Below are 18,102 nucleotides of genomic sequence, written 5' to 3'. Positions count from 1 at the left end.
GACCTCATGCGCGAAATGGCGGCTTGTTGCCGAAACCTCGGGCGGGGGTGAAACGGGCTTTGCCAGAACGGCCGAAGCAGCGCATCCTGTAGTTGCGGAACACCCGGTGCACTGGCCGGTGCTTCGTGACTGTCAAGTCCGTACCCCTTCCCTTCCCCTTCGGTCCGACCCCACGCGGGTCGGGCCGCCTTTCCCGTGGGGGATCGAAGACCGCAGGGTGGTTCCGGGGCTGCATCGGCGGGGCATTGCCGATGGTTTCTGCATGTGTGCTATTGGCTTTCGTTCGGTGCGGATTGCGGTAAAATCGCATCCGAAAACAAACCTGAACAGAGGCAGATCATCATGCGCAAGACCCCGTTCCTTCTTTCCCTCATCGCGGCCGCAACCCTTGCCGGCTGCATGCAGACCGATGGCGAGCGCGCCCTGGCCGGCGCCGCGGCCGGCGCCCTTGTCGCCGATGCCACCGATGAGAACATGGTCGCCGGTGCGGCGATCGGCGCCCTTGCCGGCACCTATTGCGACGACGCGGGCATCTGCCGCCGCAGCTACTGATTGCAGGCTTCGTCTGAACGGGCGCGCAGCGCGCGCCGGTGACAGACCTTGTGACAATGCCATCGGGACCTTCCGTCCCGGTGGCATTTCTTTTTCCGCCATTTACCAAGCCATAACGAAGAGCGGGGCCGGGGTTTTCCCCCGGCGCCCGATGGGAAGGGTCTGAGATGTTCAAGAAAATCCTGATCGCAAACCGCGGCGAAATCGCATGCCGCGTGATCAAGTCGGCGCAGAAGATGGGGATCAGGACGGTTGCCGTCTATTCCGATGCCGACGCGCATGCGTTGCACGTCAAGATGGCCGATGAGGCGGTGCATATCGGCCCCCCGCCCGCGAACCAGTCCTATATCGTGATCGACAAGATCATGGACGCGATCCGCCAGACCGGCGCCGAGGCGGTCCATCCGGGCTATGGCTTTTTGTCCGAGAACATGAAATTCGCCGAGGCGCTGGAAAAAGAGGGGGTGGCCTTCATCGGCCCGCCGAGCCCGGCGATCGAGTCGATGGGCGACAAGATCACCTCGAAGAAGATCGCCCAGGAGGCGGGCGTTTCCACTGTGCCGGGCTATATGGGCCTGATCGAGGATGCCGACGAGGCGGTGAAGATCTCGGAGGAGATCGGCTTTCCGGTGATGATCAAGGCTTCTGCCGGCGGCGGCGGCAAGGGCATGCGGATCGCCTGGAACGCCGAAGAGGCGCGCGAAGGGTTCCAGTCCTCGAAGAACGAGGCCGCCAACAGCTTTGGCGATGACCGCATCTTCATCGAGAAGTTCGTGACGCAGCCGCGCCATATCGAGATCCAGGTGCTGGCCGACAAGCACGGCAACTGCGTCTACCTGCACGAGCGTGAATGCTCGATCCAGCGCCGCAACCAGAAGGTCATCGAAGAGGCGCCCTCGCCGTTCCTGGACGAGGCGACCCGCAAGGCGATGGGCGAACAGGCCTGCGCGCTTGCCAAGGCGGTGGGCTATACCAGCGCGGGCACGGTGGAATTCATCGTCGATGGCGACAAGAACTTCTACTTCCTCGAGATGAACACCCGCCTTCAGGTGGAGCACCCGGTGACCGAACTGATCACCGGCGTCGATCTGGTCGAACAGATGATCCGCGTGGCCGATGGCGAGAAGCTGCCCTTCACGCAAAAAGACCTCAAGATCAACGGCTGGGCCATTGAAAGCCGCCTTTACGCCGAGGACCCCTATCGCAACTTCCTGCCCTCGATCGGGCGGCTGACGCGCTACCGCCCGCCGGTGGAAGGCCCGACCGACCGCGGCGGCATCGTGCGCAACGATACCGGCGTCTACGAGGGCGGCGAGATCAGCATGTATTACGACCCGATGATCGCCAAGCTTTGCACCTGGGCGCCGACCCGCGCCGAGGCCATCGAAGAGATGCGGCTGGCGCTGGATACCTTCGAGGTCGAGGGTATCGGGCACAACCTGCCCTTCGTGGGCGCGGTGATGGACCATCCGCGCTTCGTGTCGGGTGACATCACGACCGCCTTCATCGCCGAGGAATATCCCGAAGGCTTCCAGGGCGCCGTCCTGGACGAGGAACTGTTGCGCCGCATCGCCGCCGCGACCGCCGCGATGAACCGTGTGGCCGAGATCCGGCGCACGCGTATCTCGGGCCGTCTTGGCAACCACGAACGCCATGTGGGCGAAGACTGGGTGGTCTCGCTTCAGGGTCAGGATTACGCGGTGAAGATCGCGGCCGACCGCGATGGCGCCACGGTCAGCTTCGCAGGGGGCGGCAAGCATCGTGTGACCTCGGACTGGACGCCGGGCGACCCGCTTGCCCGGCTTGAGGTCGACCGCGATCCGCTGGTGCTGAAAGTCGGCAAGATCCCCTCGGGCTTCCGCATCCGTTGCCGCGGTGCGGATCTGAAGGTGCATGTGCGCACCCCGCGCCAGGCGGAACTGGCGCAGCTTATGCCCGAGAAGCTGCCGCCCGATACCTCGAAGTTCCTGCTTTGCCCGATGCCCGGCCTCATCGTGAAGATCGCGGTCGAAGAAGGCCAGGAAGTGCAGGAAGGCCAGGCACTTGCCACGGTCGAGGCGATGAAGATGGAGAACATCCTGCGCGCCGAAAAACGCGGTGTGGTTTCCAAGATCAACGCGGCCGCGGGCGACAGCCTGCGCGTCGACGACGTGATCATGGAGTTCGAGTGACATGATTTCCCTGCCGCAAGACCGCAGCCGGGGCCTTCCGGCCCTTGCCGCACTTGCGGCCGGCTTGGGGTTCATCGCGCTCCAGATGATGGCGATGTCCATCGCGGGCGGGGTGTTCGAATACCCCCTTGACGATGTCTATATCCACTTGGCGATGGCCGAAAGCATCGCGGCGGGGGAATACGGGATCAACCCGTCCGAGCCTGCCTCGGCGGCCTCGTCGATCCTTTATCCGTTCCTTCTGGCCCCGCTGAGCGGGTCCGAGGCGCAGCGATTCCTGCCGCTTGCGATCAACTTCGCGGCGATCCTTGCCGTGGGCTGGTTCTGGGGGATGGCGCTGGTCGAGGCCGGCCTGCGCGGTGGTGCCGGGATCCTGTTTGCGCTGCTGGGGCCGGTTGCGCTCAATGTGCCCGGTGTCGGCTTTACGGGGATGGAGCACAGCCTGCACACCGCCACCGCGCTTGCGCTGGTGATCGGGTTGTGGCGCTTCCTGAACGGCGGGCCGGTGGGATGGCTTCTGATCGCGGGGGCCGTGCTTGGCCCGCTGCTGCGCCTTGAGGGGCTGGCGCTGTCGCTTCTGGCGGTTGCGGTGGTGATGCTTCAGGGCCGGGTTCGGGCGGGGGTCGGGCTTGGCGCGGCGGTGCTTTTGCCGGTGGCGGCCTTTGCGCTTTACCTCACCTCGCTCGGGCTGCCGCCGTTGCCGGGTTCGGTGATGGCCAAGGTCGGGCTTGCCGCGCCGGATCTGGGCGGGGTGGACCGGCTGATCTTCGGGGTGCTGGTCAACCTGACCTCGCTTGCGGGTAGGTTGCTGGGCGCGCTCAGCGTGCTGCTGGCCCTTATCGCTATGATCCTGCTGAGCAAGGGCGAACGGTCTCAGGGCATCCTGGCGGGGGTTCTGGCGATCGCCGGGTTTGCGCATCTGGTGGGCGGACAGATCGGCTGGATGCACCGCTACGAACATTACATCATTGTGGCGCAGGTGGCGGCACTGCTGCTGGCCGGATCGGGTTTGCTGGCCCGCGAAGGGCTGGTTGCGCGCGTGTTCGCCCTGACCGCATGTGCCATGGCCGCGGTGGCCTATTATCCGACGCTTCTGGGGCTGTATGTGTGGAACCCGCGTGCGATCCACCTCCAGCAAGAGCAGATGGGCCGTTTTGCGCAGGACTGGTTCAAGTCCGCCGTTCTGGTCAACGATCTGGGCCGCGTCGCCTGGCGCAATCCCAGCTATGTCTTCGACGCCTACGGGCTCGGCTCACCCGAGGCTCTGGCCGAGCGGCTGCGCGAGGGGGGTGCCCAGAAGGGCTGGCTTGCACCCTTTGCCGCGCAAAAAGGCGTGCGGCTTGCGATGATCTACGACCGCTGGTTTGAGGAGGGCGTCGGAGAGACCTGGGTCAAGCTGGCCGAGCTGACGATGGAGAACCGCCGAGGCGCGCTTGGCGGCTGGGAGGTGTCTTTTTACGCGACCGACCCTGCCGAGGCCCCTGTGATCGCGGCCCTTCTGGCAGATTTCGCCCCCACGCTTCCAGCCGGGGCGCTGCTTGTACCCGTGCCGGTGGCGCCATGAGGGCGGGGGGGCGTCAGTTGGCGGATCAACCGCTTGCGCCAAGGCCGCCGTTGCGGATTTCCTCGCGCCGGATGGGCATCTTGTCGATGGCGCGCATGATCTCGCGCCCGTCCCAGGGGAAGGGCTTGCGCAGCGCGACGGTCCCGTCCTTTTCGATGATGACCAGTGAAAACCCGCGCGGGCGCAGTGCGCGGCGCACCGCGCTCAGCGGCTCGGGCGCGGTGTCGGTGATGATCACGACATCGCGGGCGCGCAGCTCTGGCCAGCGGGCCTCAAGCTGGCGCAGCTGTTCTATGAAGGCCGGGTCCTCGGGCGTATTGGCAAAGACCACCACGGGGCGCTTGTGCCAGACGAATTCGTCCAGCGTCACATCGGTGGCCGGGACCGGGGCGAAGGCGGTCTCATCCGCCGCCTCGGCCGCTGCTGCCGCGCTTGGGGCAGGGGTGTTATCCTGTGCCCCCGCGGCCATGGGGGGCAGCCAGAGCAGGCCGAAGGCCGCGACAAGGGGGGCGATGCGCAACATGCAGGTCTCCTTCCTTACCGATATAGGGGCATCTCCGGCCCGGGGCAAAGGCCGGGGGACTGCAATTTCACAACTTTTCCGGTGCGATACCTGCGCGGCGCCTGCCGGGCGCCTGCGGGGATCGCGCCGGGGCAAGGCCGCGCGCCCCTGTGGTGCGGGGCATCGGAAATATGACGGGATTGCCATCAGGGGCGCCGGGTTCGCCGGCCGCCCCGATGGCCGGGAAGGAAGGACAAAGCGATGACGGACCGCAAACAGGACTGGGCGAAGATTGCGCAGAAGGAACTGCGCGACAGGCCGCTCGACTCCCTCGAATGGCAGACGCTGGAGGGGATCCGCGTCAAGCCGCTTTATACCGAAGAGGACACTGCCGGCCTGCCGCATATGGGCACGGTGCCGGGTATCGGGCCGTTCACGCGTGGGGTGCGCGCTACGATGTATGCCGGCCGCCCCTGGACGATCCGGCAATATGCGGGCTTCTCCACCGCCGAGGAATCGAACGCCTTCTACCGCAAGGCACTGGCCGCGGGGCAGCAGGGGGTTTCGGTGGCCTTCGACCTTGCCACCCATCGCGGCTATGACAGCGACCACCCGCGCGTCGAGGGCGATGTCGGCAAGGCGGGCGTGGCCATCGACTCGGTCGAGGACATGAAGATCCTGTTCGACGGCATCCCGCTGGAGAAGATCTCGGTGTCGATGACGATGAACGGCGCGGTGATCCCGATCCTGGCGAACTTCATCGTGACGGGCGAAGAGCAGGGCGTGGATCGCAGCCTTCTGTCGGGCACGATCCAGAACGATATCCTCAAGGAGTTCATGGTCCGCAACACCTATATCTATCCGCCTGAGGCCTCGATGCGGATCATCGCGGACATCATCGAATACACCTCGAACGAGATGCCGAAATTCAACTCGATCTCGATCTCGGGCTATCACATGCAGGAGGCGGGCGCGAACCTCGTGCAGGAGCTGGCCTACACGCTGGCCGACGGGCGCGAATATGTGCGCGCCGCGATCGCGCGGGGGATGGATGTGGATGCCTTCGCGGGCCGCCTGTCGTTCTTCTTCGCCATCGGCATGAACTTCTTCATGGAGGCCGCGAAGCTGCGCGCGGCGCGGATGCTGTGGCACCGCATCATGTCCGAGTTCGAGCCGAAGAAACCCGGCAGCCTGATGCTGCGCACCCATTGCCAGACCTCGGGCGTGTCGCTGCAAGAGCAGGACCCCTACAACAACGTCGTGCGCACCGCCTATGAGGCGATGGCCGCGGCGCTTGGCGGCACGCAATCGCTGCATACCAACGCGCTGGACGAGGCGATCGCGCTGCCGACCGAGTTCTCGGCCCGGATCGCGCGCAACACGCAGCTGATCTTGCAGGAAGAGACAGGGATCACCAGGGTCGTCGATCCGCTGGCGGGCAGCTACTATGTCGAGAGCCTTACGGCGGAGCTGGCCGAGAAGGCCTGGGCGCTGATCGAGGAGGTCGAGGAAATGGGTGGCATGACCAAGGCCGTGGCCTCGGGCATGCCCAAGCTGCGCATCGAGGAATCCGCGGCGCGGCGCCAGGCCATGATCGACCGCGGCGAAGAGGTCATCGTGGGGGTGAACAAGTATCGCCTGGCCAAGGAAGACCCGATCGACATTCTGGATATCGACAACGTCAAGGTCCGCGAGGCGCAGATCGCGCGGCTGCAAAAGATGCGCGCATCGCGCGACGAGGCCGCCTGCCAGGCCGCGCTGGACGAGTTGGGCCGGCGTGCCGAAAAGGGCGGAAACCTTCTGGAAGCGGCCGTGGCGGCCGCGCGGGCAAGGGCATCGGTCGGGGAGATTTCGATGGCGATGGAAAAAGTGTTCGGTCGGCACCGGGCCGAGGTGAAGACGCTGGCCGGGGTCTATGGCTCGGCCTATGAGGGCGACGAGGGCTTTGCCCAGATCCAGAAGGATGTCGAGACCTTCGCCGAGCGCGAGGGGCGGCGCCCGCGCATGCTGGTGGTCAAGATGGGGCAGGACGGTCACGACCGCGGCGCCAAGGTGATTGCCACGGCCTTCGCCGATATCGGGTTCGACGTGGATGTGGGGCCGCTGTTCCAGACCCCGGACGAGGCCGCGCAGGATGCGGTGGACAACGATGTGCATGTGGTCGGGATCTCGAGCCAGGCAGCGGGGCACAAGACGCTTGCGCCCAAGCTGATCGAGGCGCTGAAGGCCAAGGGGGCGGAGGATATCCTGGTGATCTGCGGCGGGGTCATTCCGCAGCAGGATTACGAGTTCCTGCGCAAGGCCGGTGTGCGGGCGATCTTTGGGCCGGGCACGAATATTCCGGCCGCGGCGCGCGAAATCCTTGACATGATCAGCGCGCAGGGCGCTTCCTGAGGTGCAAGGGGCGGGGGCTCTGCCCCCGCACCCCCGGGATATTTCTTGCGAAGATGAAATGGTGGCGGGTTCCCCGATGAAGACTGTGGCGATCCGGGTGGCGCGGGAGGCGGATATTCCCGCGATCGTCGGGTTCTGGAACCCCGTCATCCGCGAGACCACCGTGACCTTCGCTTCCGAGGAGAAGAGCGAGGCGGGGTTGCGGGCGATGTTCGATGCGCGCCGTGCGGCGGGGCGCGAAGTGTTCGTGGCCGATCTGGGCGGGCTTGCGGTGGGCATTGCGAGCTATGACCAGTTTCGCGGCGGCGACGGGTATCGCCATGCGATGGAGCATACCGTGATCCTTGCGCGGGAGGTGCGCGGGGGAGGGATCGGCCGGCGTCTGATGCATGCGCTCGAGGACCATGCGCGGCAGGCGGGGGGGCATGTGATGGTCGGGGGCATTTCGGGCGAGAACGCCGCCGGGATCGCCTTTCACGCCGCCCTTGGCTATGTCGAGACCGGGCGGATGCCGCAGGTCGGGCGAAAATTCGGTCGCTGGCTTGATCTTGTGCTGATGCAAAAGCTGCTCTGACCCGCTAAAGTCCCCCGCATGGACAAGCCGCTTTCCTTGTGGTCGCGCATTTCCGAGGCCTTGGCCGCCCTTGCCCGGGGCGAGGGGCTGGCGGCCGTTTTCGACCATCTGCGCGCGGCCCCCGAGCGCAGCGTGGCCTTCACCATTGCCGTCATCGCATTGGGGGCGAAGATGGCCAAGGCCGACGGGAAGGTGACGCGCGACGAGGTTTCCGCCTTCCGCGAGGTGTTCCAAATCCCGCCGGAGGAAGAGGGTAATGCGGCGCGGGTCTTCAACCTGGCGCGCACCGATGTGGCAGGCTTCGACGCCTATGCACGCAAGATCGCGGCGATGTTCGGCCCCGGCGATCCGGTGCTGAAGGATCTGCTGGAGGGGCTGTTCTTCATTGCCGCGGCCGATGGCGAGTATCACGAGGCCGAGGATGTCTTCCTGCACGAGGTCGCGCGAATCTTCGGCCTGGAGGAATGCTGTTTTTATGCCCTGCGGGCGGCCATTGCGCCCAATGCCGGGCACGATCCCTGGGCGGTTCTCGAGGTGGCCCCCGGAACCCCGCTGGAGGAGGTGCGCGCGGCCTGGCGGCGCGCGGTCCGCGACGCGCATCCCGACCGGGCGCTCGCGCGCGGCCTTCCCGCAGAGGCGGTGCGGCTGGCCGAGGCGCGGGTGGTCGCACTGAACCGCGCCTGGCAGGAAATTCGCGGTGACAGGGCCGCCTGAGGAGGGCGCGATGCGTATCGCCACCTATAATATCGAGTGGTTCACCAATCTTTTCGACCGCAACGGCCGGATGATGGCGGATGGCGAATGGTCCTCGCGCTATCAGGTGACGCGGCGCGAGCAGCTTGAGGCGATCGGCATCGTTTTGACGGCGCTGGATGCCGATGCGATTATGATCATCGAGGCGCCCGACAACAATCGCCGGCGCCAGACGGTGGCGATGCTTGAGGGTTTTGCCGCGCAGTTCGAGTTGCGTCAGCGGCGCGCGCTGATCGGCTTTTCCAACGATACCCAGCAAGAGATCGCGCTGCTTTACGATCCCGACAAGCTGAAGGCCACGCATGATCCGCGCGGCGGCGAGGGCGAAAGCCCGCGTTTCGACCAGAGTTACAGGATCGACCTCGATATAGACGCGACGCTTGACACCGTCATCTTCTCGAAGCCGCCGCTTGAGGTGGCACTGCGCACCGAGGCGGGCCGGCTTTTGCGCCTGATCGGGGTGCATATCAAATCCAAGGCCCCCCATGGCGCGGGTTCGCCCGAGGCCGAGACACGCATCGCCATCGAGAACCGCCGCAAGCAGATGGCGCAATGCATCTGGCTGCGCGAACGCGTCGAGGAGCATCTGGCGCGCAACGAAAGCCTGATCGTGCTGGGCGATTTCAACGACGGGCCGGGGCTGGACGAATACGAGAAGCTGTTCGGCCGCTCGGGGCTGGATATCGTCGTGGGCGAACAGGCCCCGCCCGAGCTGCGCCTGCGCGACCCGCATGCCCGCCTGGGCCGCAAGTCGGCCTGCGAGGCGGCGCCCTCGTCCGCGCGCTTCTATCTTGCGCCGGTAGGGCAGTATTTTTCGGCCATGCTTGATTTTGTGCTGCTCTCGCCCGATCTATGTGTGGACAACCCGAAATGGCGGATCTGGCATCCGTTCGATGACCCGGTCTGCTACAAGACCCCCGAACTGCGCGAGGCGCTGTTGCAGGCTTCGGACCATTTTCCCGTCAGCGTCGATCTGTCGTTCTGATCTGCGCGGGCAACCTTTGGCAAAGGGTGATGTTGTGACGATGCGGTATGTTCTGGTGCTTCCTCTGGTCCTGGGCCTGACCGTCGGCCCGCTGGCCGCGCAAGAGGACGGGGCCGAGGCCCCTTCGGGCGAGGTCGAGCAGGGGTTCAGCCTTCTCGAAGAGGGGGCGAAGCTTCTGTTCCGGGGGCTTGTCGACCAGATGGGACCGGCGCTTGAAGATATGCAGGAGGGGCTTGAAAACTTCTCGGAGGAGGCCCGGCCCGCATTGGAGGCGCTTTGGGGCATGATCGACGATATACGCAACTATGACGCGCCCGAGCGGCTTCCCAATGGTGATATCATCATCCGGCGCAAGCCGGACGCGCCCTTGCCGCCCGATCTGCGTGACGAGAAGTCCGAGATCGAGCTTTAGGGACGTTTGACCACGGCTTCGGCCTTCAATGCGCTTGCAAGCGACTGGAAGCGCGCCTCGGCGACCTCTCCGAACAGGCCGTTGCCGCGTTTAGACAGGGTCAACCGGATCTGGTCGCCCTTGGGCGACAGCGACAATTCACCTGCATCCTGCGGGTCCTGGACCGCCAGCATGGCGCTGAAGCGCATCGCCTTGCCCAGCACCTCTGCATCGCGCAGATCCTCGGGCGAGAGCAGGCCGAAAAGCGGCTCCAGCCGCGAGCCGCTGCGCGAGTTTTTGTAGCGATGCAGAAGTGCAAGGCCCAGGAATACCCGTTCGGAATGCGACAGCGCGGCCATGTGGGCGCGGGTGACATTGTCGAAACAGGCCTCGGCGCGATAATCGGGATGCGTGCGCCAGGTGGTGTCATGCAGCAAGCAGGCCGCGCGGATCAGGCGAAGGCGCGCATGGGGCGCGCCGGGAAACAGCGGCAGGACGAAGTTGTAAAGCTTCTTGCCGAAGCCGGGGATGCGCGCCATCGTGCGTTCCGCATGGCGGCAGGCCTCGATCAGCGGGTCGCGCCGGCGCAGCTTTTCGGGCATCTGTTCGTAAAGCAGCCCCTCGCGGATCCCGTAGGAGGACACGTCGATCTCGGTCGGGTCGAACTCGGCCACCAGGGCGCGCAGCACGATCGAGGCAAGCGGCACCAGTTCCATCCGCGCGGCCGAGGTTCCGGTGCGGGCGCGCAGCGCGCCGATATCGTTCTTCTCGATCCAGCCGATGGTCTTGAGCAGGTTTTCCTGGTCCATCCGGTATTCGTGCAGGACCGGCAGGGGATAGCCGCGCCGCTCCATGTCCAGCCGCGCGATCGCCCGCCATGAGCCGCCGACAAGGTAGATCCGGTCATGATCGCGGCCGATCTGGTCGCCAAGATCGCGCATCACGGCCTCGACATGATCGACGATGCCCTTGCGGCCGCCCTCAACCTGTTGCAGCCGGAACGGGCCCAGTTGCGAGGTCAGGCGGCGGCCGACCTTGCCGCCCCGCACCTCGGCCAGCTCCATCGAGTTGCCGCCGATATCGCAGACAAGACCCTCGGCCCCCGGCCAGCCCAGAAGCACGCCCTGCGCCGAAAGGCGGGCCTCTTCCTTGCCGTCGATGACATGCAGGCGCAGCCCGGTTTCCCTGGCGACCTGGCGCTCGAAGGCGGGGCCGTCCCTGGCGTCGCGCACGGCGGCGGTGGCGACGCAGGCCAGATCAATGCCCATTGCCTCGGCCAGAAGCGAAAAGCGCCTTAGCGCGGCAAGCGCGCGTTCGCGCCCCGCGGGGTTCAGCTGGCCGGTTTCGGCCAGCCCCTGTCCAAGGCCCGCCATGACCTTTTCGTTGTAGAAATAGGCCGGGCTGCGCGCGGCGCCGTCGAACACCACCATCCGCACCGAGTTTGAGCCGACATCGACCACCCCCACGCGCGACAGCGCGCGGGCGGAGGGATCATCGAACAGCGGCTTGCCGAACGGGTCCCAGTCGTCGCCATGGGCCTCGGTCAATCCGTTCATCGTTCCATCCCGGTTCTATGAGTCGTGCAAGCCAGTCGCGGGGAACCTAGCCCCTAGTCCATGCTGTGGGCAAGCTTCGGCACGTCCTTTGCCCCTGCGGAACCGCGCCCCGAAAGCGAGGGGTTTTCCATGAAGAAGCGGTGGCAGTTGAACAGGTCGTCCTTGCCCTCGGGCAGTTCGCGCAGGAATTTCCCGTCGGGTTGCAGGATCCAGCTTTGCGCCTCGTCGGCCATGTTGGCGGCCATGATCTGGCTGACGATCTGCGCCTTGACGGTGTCGTTCGTCGCCTCGACCAGGGTTTCCACCCGCCTGTTCAGGTTGCGCCCCATCCAGTCGGCCGAGGAGAAGAACACCCGCGCCTTCTTCGAAGGCAGCCCGTGGCCGTTGCCGACGCAGACGATGCGGGAATGTTCCAGAAAACGCCCGACGATGGATTTGACGCGGATATTCTCGGACAGGCCCTTGATGCCGGGGCGCAGGCCGCAGATGCCGCGGATCACAAGGCTGATCTTCACCCCCGCCTGGCTTGCAGCATAAAGCGCGTCGATCACCTCGGGGTCGATCAGGCTGTTCATCTTGGCCCAGATCTCGGCCGGCTTGCCCTGGCGCGCGAACTCGGCCTCCTGCGCGAACATCTCAAGCAGGCGGGGCTTCAGCGTGATGGGCGAGATCGCAAGGTTCTCAAGCCCTTCGGGCTGCACATAGCCCGAAAGGTAGTTGAAGACCTTGGTCGCGTCACGCCCGAGCGCGGGGTCGCAGGTGAAAAAGCTCAGGTCGGTATAGATGCGCGCGGTGATCGGGTGATAGTTGCCCGTGCCGTAATGGGTATAGGTGACAAGCTGGTCCCCCTCGCGCCGCACCACGGTCGAGATCTTGGCATGCGTCTTGTAGTTGATGAAGCCATAGACGACATGCGCGCCCGCGCGTTCCAGCCGGCGCGACTGGCGGATATTGGCGGCCTCGTCGAAACGTGCCTTCAGTTCGACCAGCGCGGTGACGGATTTGCCCGATTCCGCCGCCTCGCAGAGCGCCGACACGATCGGACTGTCCTTCGAGGTGCGGTAAAGCGTCTGCTTGATCGCAAGGACGTTGGGGTCCGCCGCCGCCTGGTTGAGAAAGCGGATCACCATGTCGAAGGTTTCATAGGGGTGATGCAGCAGCATGTCCTTTTGCCGGATCGCGGCGAACATGTCGCCGTCATGGTCCTGCACCCGTTCGGGCACGCGCGGCGTGAACGAGGACCACAGCAGGTCGCTGCGCGATGAAAGCACCAGTTCCTTCAGATCCGCGATGCCCAGAAGGCCGCGCACCTCGACGACCTCGTCGGTGCTGACATGCAGCTCGTCCATGATCAGCGAGCGCAGCGTTTCGGGCGCGCCCGCGGTGATCTTGAGGCGGATCACCTGCCCGCGGCGGCGCCGTTTCAGCGCGGTCTCGAATTCGCGCACCAGATCCTCGGCCTCGTCCTCGACCTCGAGGTCGCTGTCGCGCAGCACCCGGAAGGCGCAATGGCCGGTGTCGCGGTAGCCGGGAAAGAGCGAGTTGAGATGCAGCAGCAAAAGCTCTTCCAGCGGCAGGAAGCGGGCCTCGCCCGGCAGGCGCACGAAGCGGTCGATCTGCTGCGGGATCGGCAAGAGCGCCTGAAGCCGCCTGCGGTCGGATTCGCGCTCCAGCTCCAGCGCAAGGCAGAACCCGGTGTTGGGGATGAAGGGGAAGGGGTGCGCCGGATCGATCGCCAACGGTGAAAGGACCGGAAAGACATTCATCAGGAAGTGGTCGCGCAGGAAGGTCTCGTCGCGCTTGGTCAGCTTGGAGCGGGTCAGAAGGTGGATCCCCTCGGCCTCCATCGCGCGGCGGATGCGGTTCCAGCTGGTCTGCTGCGTTTCCATCAGGCGGCGCGCATCGGCATTGATCAGCACCAGTTGTTCGGCCGGGGGCAGCCCGTCATGTGATGGCGTGACGTTGCCCTCGCGCACCAGCTCGCGCAGGCCGGCGACGCGCACGGTGTAGAATTCGTCCAGGTTGGTGGCCGAGATCGACAGGAACCGCAACCGCTCCAGAAGCGGCACGCGGGGGTTGCGGGCCTCTTCCAGCACGCGCCAGTTGAAGGCAAGCCATGAAAGTTCCCGATTGAAGAAGCGCGCGGGGCCGTGGATCACGTCCTCGGGCTTCTCGATCGGGGTGGGGAACGGGGTCTGAAGGAAATCTGCCTGTGTCATGATGCGCTTATGCTGAGATATTGTTTCGGCATTGTGACAGCATTCTGCGTTGCCTAGGCAAGACTGTCCAGAACCTCGGAGGCAAGGGCGCGGGTCACGGCGCTGCCTTTCTGAAGCGCGCGCGCGTCAAGCGCGGCAACGACCCGGCGCGCCGTGGCAAGCGAGCGGTCCATCCGCGTCACAAGCCACGGCACCAGCGTCGCGGAGATCACCAGCTGACGATCCGCGAACAGCTTGACCAGCACCGCGGCCAGAAGCGCATCGTCGGGCGGAGTGATGCGGACATTCGGCGTGGCCTCCATCCGGCTGCGCAGATCGGGCAGGGTCAGGTTCCAGTCGCGGGGCGCGCTGCGCGCGCTCAGCAGCAAAAGCCCACCTTCGGCCTGCAAGAGGTTGTGCAGGTGAAACAGGCCCGCCTCGGCGGCGCCAAGGCCGCCGATCCGGTCGGCATCCTCGACCACGACCGCGCCCGCAGCGGCATGGCCGGGCGCGTTCTCGGCATTCAGCGCCGCGGCATCGACGATCACGGCGCTGCGTTCGTCGGCCCAGATCTGCGCCAGATGGCTTTTGCCCGCGCCTTCGGGCGCAATCACCAGCATCTTGCGCTGCGGCCATGTCTCGGGCGCATCCAGCGTTGCAAGGGCAAGCGCATTGGCGGGCGCGACGAAGAAATCCTCGCGCCCCTGCGCGCTTCTGCAGGGCAGGTCGAAAGCCAGCTGGCGTTCCATCGGGCCTAACCTTCGTCCGGCGGGGGGGCGGCGTCGGTGCTCAGCCCGCTGTAGAGCCGGCTGCCCACATAGCGATCCAGCGCAAAGCGCGCCAGAACCCCGATCATCGCCGCCACCGGCACTGCGACAAGCATGCCGGTAAAGCCGAACAGCGTGCCAAAGGCCGAGAGCGCGAAGATCAGCCAGAGCGGATGCAGCCCGACCGAATTGCCCACGAGTTTCGGCGTGATGATATTGCCTTCGAGGAACTGGCCGATGGCGAAGATCCCCGCCACGATCCCGATCGACAGCCAGTCCCCCCAGAACTGGAACAGCGCCAGCCCGATGGCCAACGCCCCGCCGATCAGCGCGCCGATATAGGGAATGAAGGTTATCGCCCCCGCGATCGCCCCCACCACAAGCCCGAAATTCAGTCCCGCCAGCATCAGCGCCACCGAATAGAACGTGCCGAGGATCAGGCAGACCGAGACCTGCCCGCGCACGAATCCCGACAGGACCCTGTCGATGTCGCGCGCCAGGCCGCGGATCGTGTCGGCGTGATCGCGCGGCAACCAGCCGTCGACCTTGGCGACCATCCGGTCCCAGTCCAGCAGCATGTAGAAGGCCACGACCGGCACGACGACGATGAAGACCACGAAGTTCACCACGCTCATGGCCGAGCTGAGCAGCGTCGAGGCAAGTTCCCCGCCGCGCGCCTTGATCGCCTCGCCCAGGGTGGTGAGCGCCTCGTTCACGACCGAGCCGGGCTCCATCAGGGTGGGGAATTGCGCGTTCAGGAAGGTCAGAAGGCGGCGGGTGATCTCGGGCGCGGTCTCCACCAGGCCGCTCAGCTGCCGCACGAGCGCGGGGATGATGGCCAGCCCCAGCACCACGAAAGCCAGCGTCGCCACAAGCGCGATCGCCACCGTGGCGGCGATGCGCGACAGGCCCAGACGTTCCAGCCGGTCGGCGACGGGGTCCATGAAATAGGCGATCGCGCCGCCCACAAGGAAGGGCAGCACGACATTGCCCAGCCCCCAAAGCACGGCAAACAGCGCCACGAACGCGACGCCCCAATAGGTCACCTGTTGCCGCACCGGCAAGGCCATGAGAACCTCTCTTCTACGTCTTCGCTAAATTGCCGCATTGCCGCGCAAATTCAAGGGGCAGCGACAGGGGTGTTTCAGCCGGGCAGATCCAGCCAAAGCCGCCCACTGCGATACCCGCCGCGGATCAGATGGCCGGGCTGGCGCAGTTCGGGGTGATCGCCTGCCCAATCGGCATAGCGGTCATTGGTCACGATTCGTGCCCCCAGATCGCGCGCGGCCTGCAAGATCACCGGATCGGCAGGCGTGCCGCGCCCCACCACCAGCACCCGGTCTGGCGGCAGTTTAAGCCGCCGCGCCAGATCGTTGTCGCCCAGATAGCGTCCCAGCACCTTGTAACCCGCATTGGCATCGAACACGACACCGGCGGTAAAGCCGCGGGCCTCAAGCGTGTGGATTACCTCGATCACCGTCTCGATCTTTGGTGTGCCCTCGTGCCAGTGCATCACATTCGAGCCATCCAGCACCACCCAGACCCGCGCCGCGCGCCGTCGGCGGCGCAGGTCAAGCGTGAGCCAGATGAGCGCAAGTGCAAGCCCCAGTCCGATTTCGGCAAGATAACCGCTCAGCGGGGCAACCTGTGCAAGAAAATCCAATATGTGCCTCGATAATTGCTGCCCGAACTGTATCGGCCCGCCCGCCCCCCGCAAGCGCGATCTTGCTGTGCGCGGGCTTTTCCGTTAGCCCAAGGCAACGCGAAACCCCCACCGACAGGTCCGATATGCGCCTTTCCCGCTACTTCCTCCCCGTTCTCAAGGAAAACCCCGCCGAGGCGCAGATCGTCAGCCACCGGCTCATGCTGCGGGCGGGCATGATCAAGCAGCAGGCCGCGGGGATCTATTCCTGGCTTCCCATGGGGTTCAAGGTGCTGCGCCGGATCGAGCAGATCGTGCATGAAGAGCAGATTCGCGCCGGTCACATCCCGCTTTTGATGCCGACGCTGCAACCGGCCGACCTGTGGCGCGAATCCGGCCGCTATGACGATTACGGCCAGGAGATGCTGCGCATCAGGGACCGGCATGAACGTGACATGCTTTACGGCCCCACCAACGAAGAGATGATCACCGACATCTTCCGCAGCCATGTGAACAGCTACAAGGATCTGCCGCTGACGCTGTATCATATCCAGTGGAAGTTCCGCGACGAGGTCCGCCCGCGTTTCGGCGTGATGCGCGGGCGCGAATTCCTGATGAAGGACGGCTACAATTTCGACCTGACGAAGGAAGACGCGCTGCACGCCTATAACCGCCATATGGTCAGCTATCTGCGCACCTATGAACGCATGGGCCTGACGGCGATTCCGATGCGCGCGGCCTCGGGGCCCATCGGGGGGGACAATACGCATGAATTCCTCGTGCTTGCCTCGACCGGCGAATCCGAGGTGTTCTACGATGCCAAGGTGCCCGAGCTGAAGCTGGGCACGCGCGAGGTCGATTTCGACGACCGCGCGGAAGTTGCCGCGATCTGCGAAGAGTTCACCACGCTTTACGCGCGCACCGACGAAACCCATGACCCGGCGGCCTTCGACAAGATCCCCGAGGAACGGCGCATGGTCGGCCGCGGCATCGAGGTCGGGCAGATCTTCTATTTCGGCACGAAATATTCCGAGGCGATGGGCGCCACCGTCGTCACCCCCGAAGGCAATCGCGTGCCCGTCGAGATGGGGTCGCACGGGATCGGGGTCAGCCGTCTGGTCGGCGCGCTGATCGAGGCGAACCACGATGACAAGGGCATCATCTGGCCTGAAGGCGTCACGCCCTTCCATGCGGGGATCGTCAACCTCAAGCAGGGCGATGTCTCGACCGACAGCGCCTGCGAGGCGATCTACAAGGCGCTGAAACTGAAAGGCCTCGATCCGCTTTACGATGACCGCGACGAACGCGCGGGCGCCAAGTTCGCCACGATGGACCTGATCGGCCTGCCCTGGCGGATCACCGTCGGCCCGCGGGGGCTGGCCAATAACCTGGTCGAACTGACCTCGCGGCGCTCGGGCGAATCCGAGGAAATGTCGCCGGAGGCGGCGGTCGAGCGTATCGCCGCGATCTACGTGGGGGTCTGATGCTGCGGATGCTGGCGCTGATCGGCGGGGTTGCGGCGGGCACGGGCCTGTCGCAATTCCCCGAATTCTCGCAGCAATATCTGCAACGTCTTGGCGGGCAGCGCGACGCGCTGAATGCGGTCGTGGCCGATTTCGACGCTTCGGCCAGCGGCGCGGGGCTAAGCCGCGAGGCCGCCCTGGCCGAGCTTTCGGGCAGCCATTTCCTGAACGCCCGGCAGGGCGACATGCGCGCGGTCATCGCGCGCGCCGCGCGGGTCGATGCCGATTATGCGCTGCTCAGGGCCGCGGGCCCGCTGGAGCGGATGGCCCTGCCGCACCGTTTCCGCGATACCGAGACGCTTGAGGCCACCTGGGCCGACTATCAGCCGGCGGTGCCGGTGACCTCTGCGGGGCTGATCGCGGCGGGCCTGGGCTTCTTTCTGGGCTGGACGGGGCTGTCGCTCCTGTTTGGGGTGCTTGCGCGGCCGTTCCGGCGGCGGGCGCAATGATTCCTGGATCTGACTGAATTTATCAGGTATTGACTTGCGTCAAGGCGCGCATCCCCGTTCCGGCGCAGACAGGGGGCGCCT

Annotated in this window: 16 protein-coding genes; 10 read left to right on the top strand and 6 right to left on the bottom strand. The window is 65.5% G+C overall.

Going from position 1 to position 18,102, the window contains the following annotated elements; genetic code table 11:
- Nucleotides 1–342: 342 nt before the first annotated feature.
- The 3 genes from AC4PTO_RS12545 to AC4PTO_RS12535 all read left to right on the top strand — a co-directional run bounded on the left by AC4PTO_RS12545 (nt 343) and on the right by AC4PTO_RS12535 (nt 4,287).
- Nucleotides 343–552, top strand: coding sequence for a YMGG-like glycine zipper-containing protein (locus AC4PTO_RS12545; RefSeq protein WP_492728950.1), 210 nt, complete (start codon nt 343–345; stop codon nt 550–552).
- Nucleotides 553–719: 167 nt separating this feature from the next.
- Entirely contained in the window at nt 720–2,723 is a 2,004-nt protein-coding gene (locus AC4PTO_RS12540) for an acetyl-CoA carboxylase biotin carboxylase subunit (RefSeq protein WP_492728948.1), read from the top strand.
- Between the two features lies 1 nt (nt 2,724).
- The gene (locus AC4PTO_RS12535; RefSeq protein WP_492728946.1) at nt 2,725–4,287 is read left to right on the top strand and encodes a DUF8728 domain-containing protein; all 1,563 of its coding nucleotides are present in this window, start codon (nt 2,725–2,727) and stop codon (nt 4,285–4,287) included.
- 25 nt (nt 4,288–4,312) lie between these two features.
- On the opposite strand, the gene AC4PTO_RS12530 is transcribed toward AC4PTO_RS12535, so the two are convergent.
- On the bottom strand, nt 4,313–4,810 hold the full coding sequence (locus tag AC4PTO_RS12530) for a DUF4174 domain-containing protein (protein WP_492728944.1): 498 nt from the start codon (nt 4,808–4,810) through the stop codon (nt 4,313–4,315).
- A 240-nt stretch (nt 4,811–5,050) separates the two neighbouring features.
- Between AC4PTO_RS12530 and scpA the strand changes: the two genes are divergently transcribed.
- The 5 genes from scpA to AC4PTO_RS12505 are packed head-to-tail and all read left to right on the top strand — an operon-like array spanning nt 5,051 to nt 9,907.
- A complete protein-coding gene (gene scpA, locus AC4PTO_RS12525) occupies nt 5,051–7,183 on the top strand; it encodes a methylmalonyl-CoA mutase (protein WP_492728942.1) in 2,133 nt (710 codons plus the stop codon).
- Nucleotides 7,184–7,241: 58 nt separating this feature from the next.
- Nucleotides 7,242–7,757 (top strand): GNAT family N-acetyltransferase, encoded by a 516-nt coding sequence (locus tag AC4PTO_RS12520; RefSeq protein ID WP_492728940.1) that lies wholly within the window; start codon nt 7,242–7,244, stop codon nt 7,755–7,757.
- Between the two features lie 18 nt (nt 7,758–7,775).
- Entirely contained in the window at nt 7,776–8,471 is a 696-nt protein-coding gene (locus AC4PTO_RS12515) for a TerB family tellurite resistance protein (protein ID WP_492728938.1), read from the top strand.
- A gap of 10 nt (nt 8,472–8,481) precedes the next feature.
- Nucleotides 8,482–9,495, top strand: a complete 1,014-nt coding sequence (locus AC4PTO_RS12510; protein ID WP_492728936.1) for an endonuclease/exonuclease/phosphatase family protein — start codon at nt 8,482–8,484, stop codon at nt 9,493–9,495.
- 40 nt (nt 9,496–9,535) lie between these two features.
- On the top strand, nt 9,536–9,907 hold the full coding sequence (locus tag AC4PTO_RS12505) for an AAA+ family ATPase (protein ID WP_492733614.1): 372 nt from the start codon (nt 9,536–9,538) through the stop codon (nt 9,905–9,907).
- Here AC4PTO_RS12505 and AC4PTO_RS12500 read toward each other — a convergent pair.
- The 5 genes from AC4PTO_RS12500 to AC4PTO_RS12480 form a co-directional block, all read right to left on the bottom strand.
- Nucleotides 9,904–11,442 (bottom strand): Ppx/GppA family phosphatase, encoded by a 1,539-nt coding sequence (locus AC4PTO_RS12500; RefSeq protein WP_492728934.1) that lies wholly within the window; start codon nt 11,440–11,442, stop codon nt 9,904–9,906. The genes AC4PTO_RS12505 and AC4PTO_RS12500 overlap by 4 nt on opposite strands.
- Nucleotides 11,443–11,495: 53 nt before the next feature.
- On the bottom strand, nt 11,496–13,661 hold the full coding sequence (locus AC4PTO_RS12495; RefSeq protein ID WP_492728931.1) for an RNA degradosome polyphosphate kinase: 2,166 nt from the start codon (nt 13,659–13,661) through the stop codon (nt 11,496–11,498).
- A gap of 53 nt (nt 13,662–13,714) precedes the next feature.
- The gene (locus tag AC4PTO_RS12490; protein WP_492728929.1) at nt 13,715–14,389 is read right to left on the bottom strand and encodes a P-loop NTPase family protein; all 675 of its coding nucleotides are present in this window, start codon (nt 14,387–14,389) and stop codon (nt 13,715–13,717) included.
- Nucleotides 14,390–14,394: 5 nt separating this feature from the next.
- Nucleotides 14,395–15,477 carry an AI-2E family transporter gene (locus tag AC4PTO_RS12485; RefSeq protein WP_492728927.1) on the bottom strand — a complete coding sequence of 361 codons (1,083 nt, stop codon included), beginning with the start codon at nt 15,475–15,477 and terminating at the stop codon, nt 14,395–14,397.
- 74 nt (nt 15,478–15,551) lie between these two features.
- Nucleotides 15,552–16,070 carry an NYN domain-containing protein gene (locus AC4PTO_RS12480; RefSeq protein ID WP_492728925.1) on the bottom strand — a complete coding sequence of 173 codons (519 nt, stop codon included), beginning with the start codon at nt 16,068–16,070 and terminating at the stop codon, nt 15,552–15,554.
- A 125-nt stretch (nt 16,071–16,195) separates the two neighbouring features.
- Here AC4PTO_RS12480 and proS point away from each other — a divergent pair, with 125 nt between their 5' ends.
- A complete protein-coding gene (gene proS / locus AC4PTO_RS12475; protein WP_492728923.1) occupies nt 16,196–17,533 on the top strand; it encodes a proline--tRNA ligase in 1,338 nt (445 codons plus the stop codon).
- On the top strand, nt 17,533–18,021 hold the full coding sequence (locus tag AC4PTO_RS12470) for a DUF2937 family protein (protein ID WP_492728921.1): 489 nt from the start codon (nt 17,533–17,535) through the stop codon (nt 18,019–18,021). The genes proS and AC4PTO_RS12470 overlap by 1 nt, the downstream gene beginning before the upstream one ends.
- Nucleotides 18,022–18,102: the final 81 nt, after the last annotated feature.

This window comes from Rhodobacter maritimus (genome assembly GCF_058747975.1).
The sequence above is the reverse complement of the archived record's forward strand: the minus strand, read 5'-3'. Positions and strand labels throughout refer to the sequence as shown.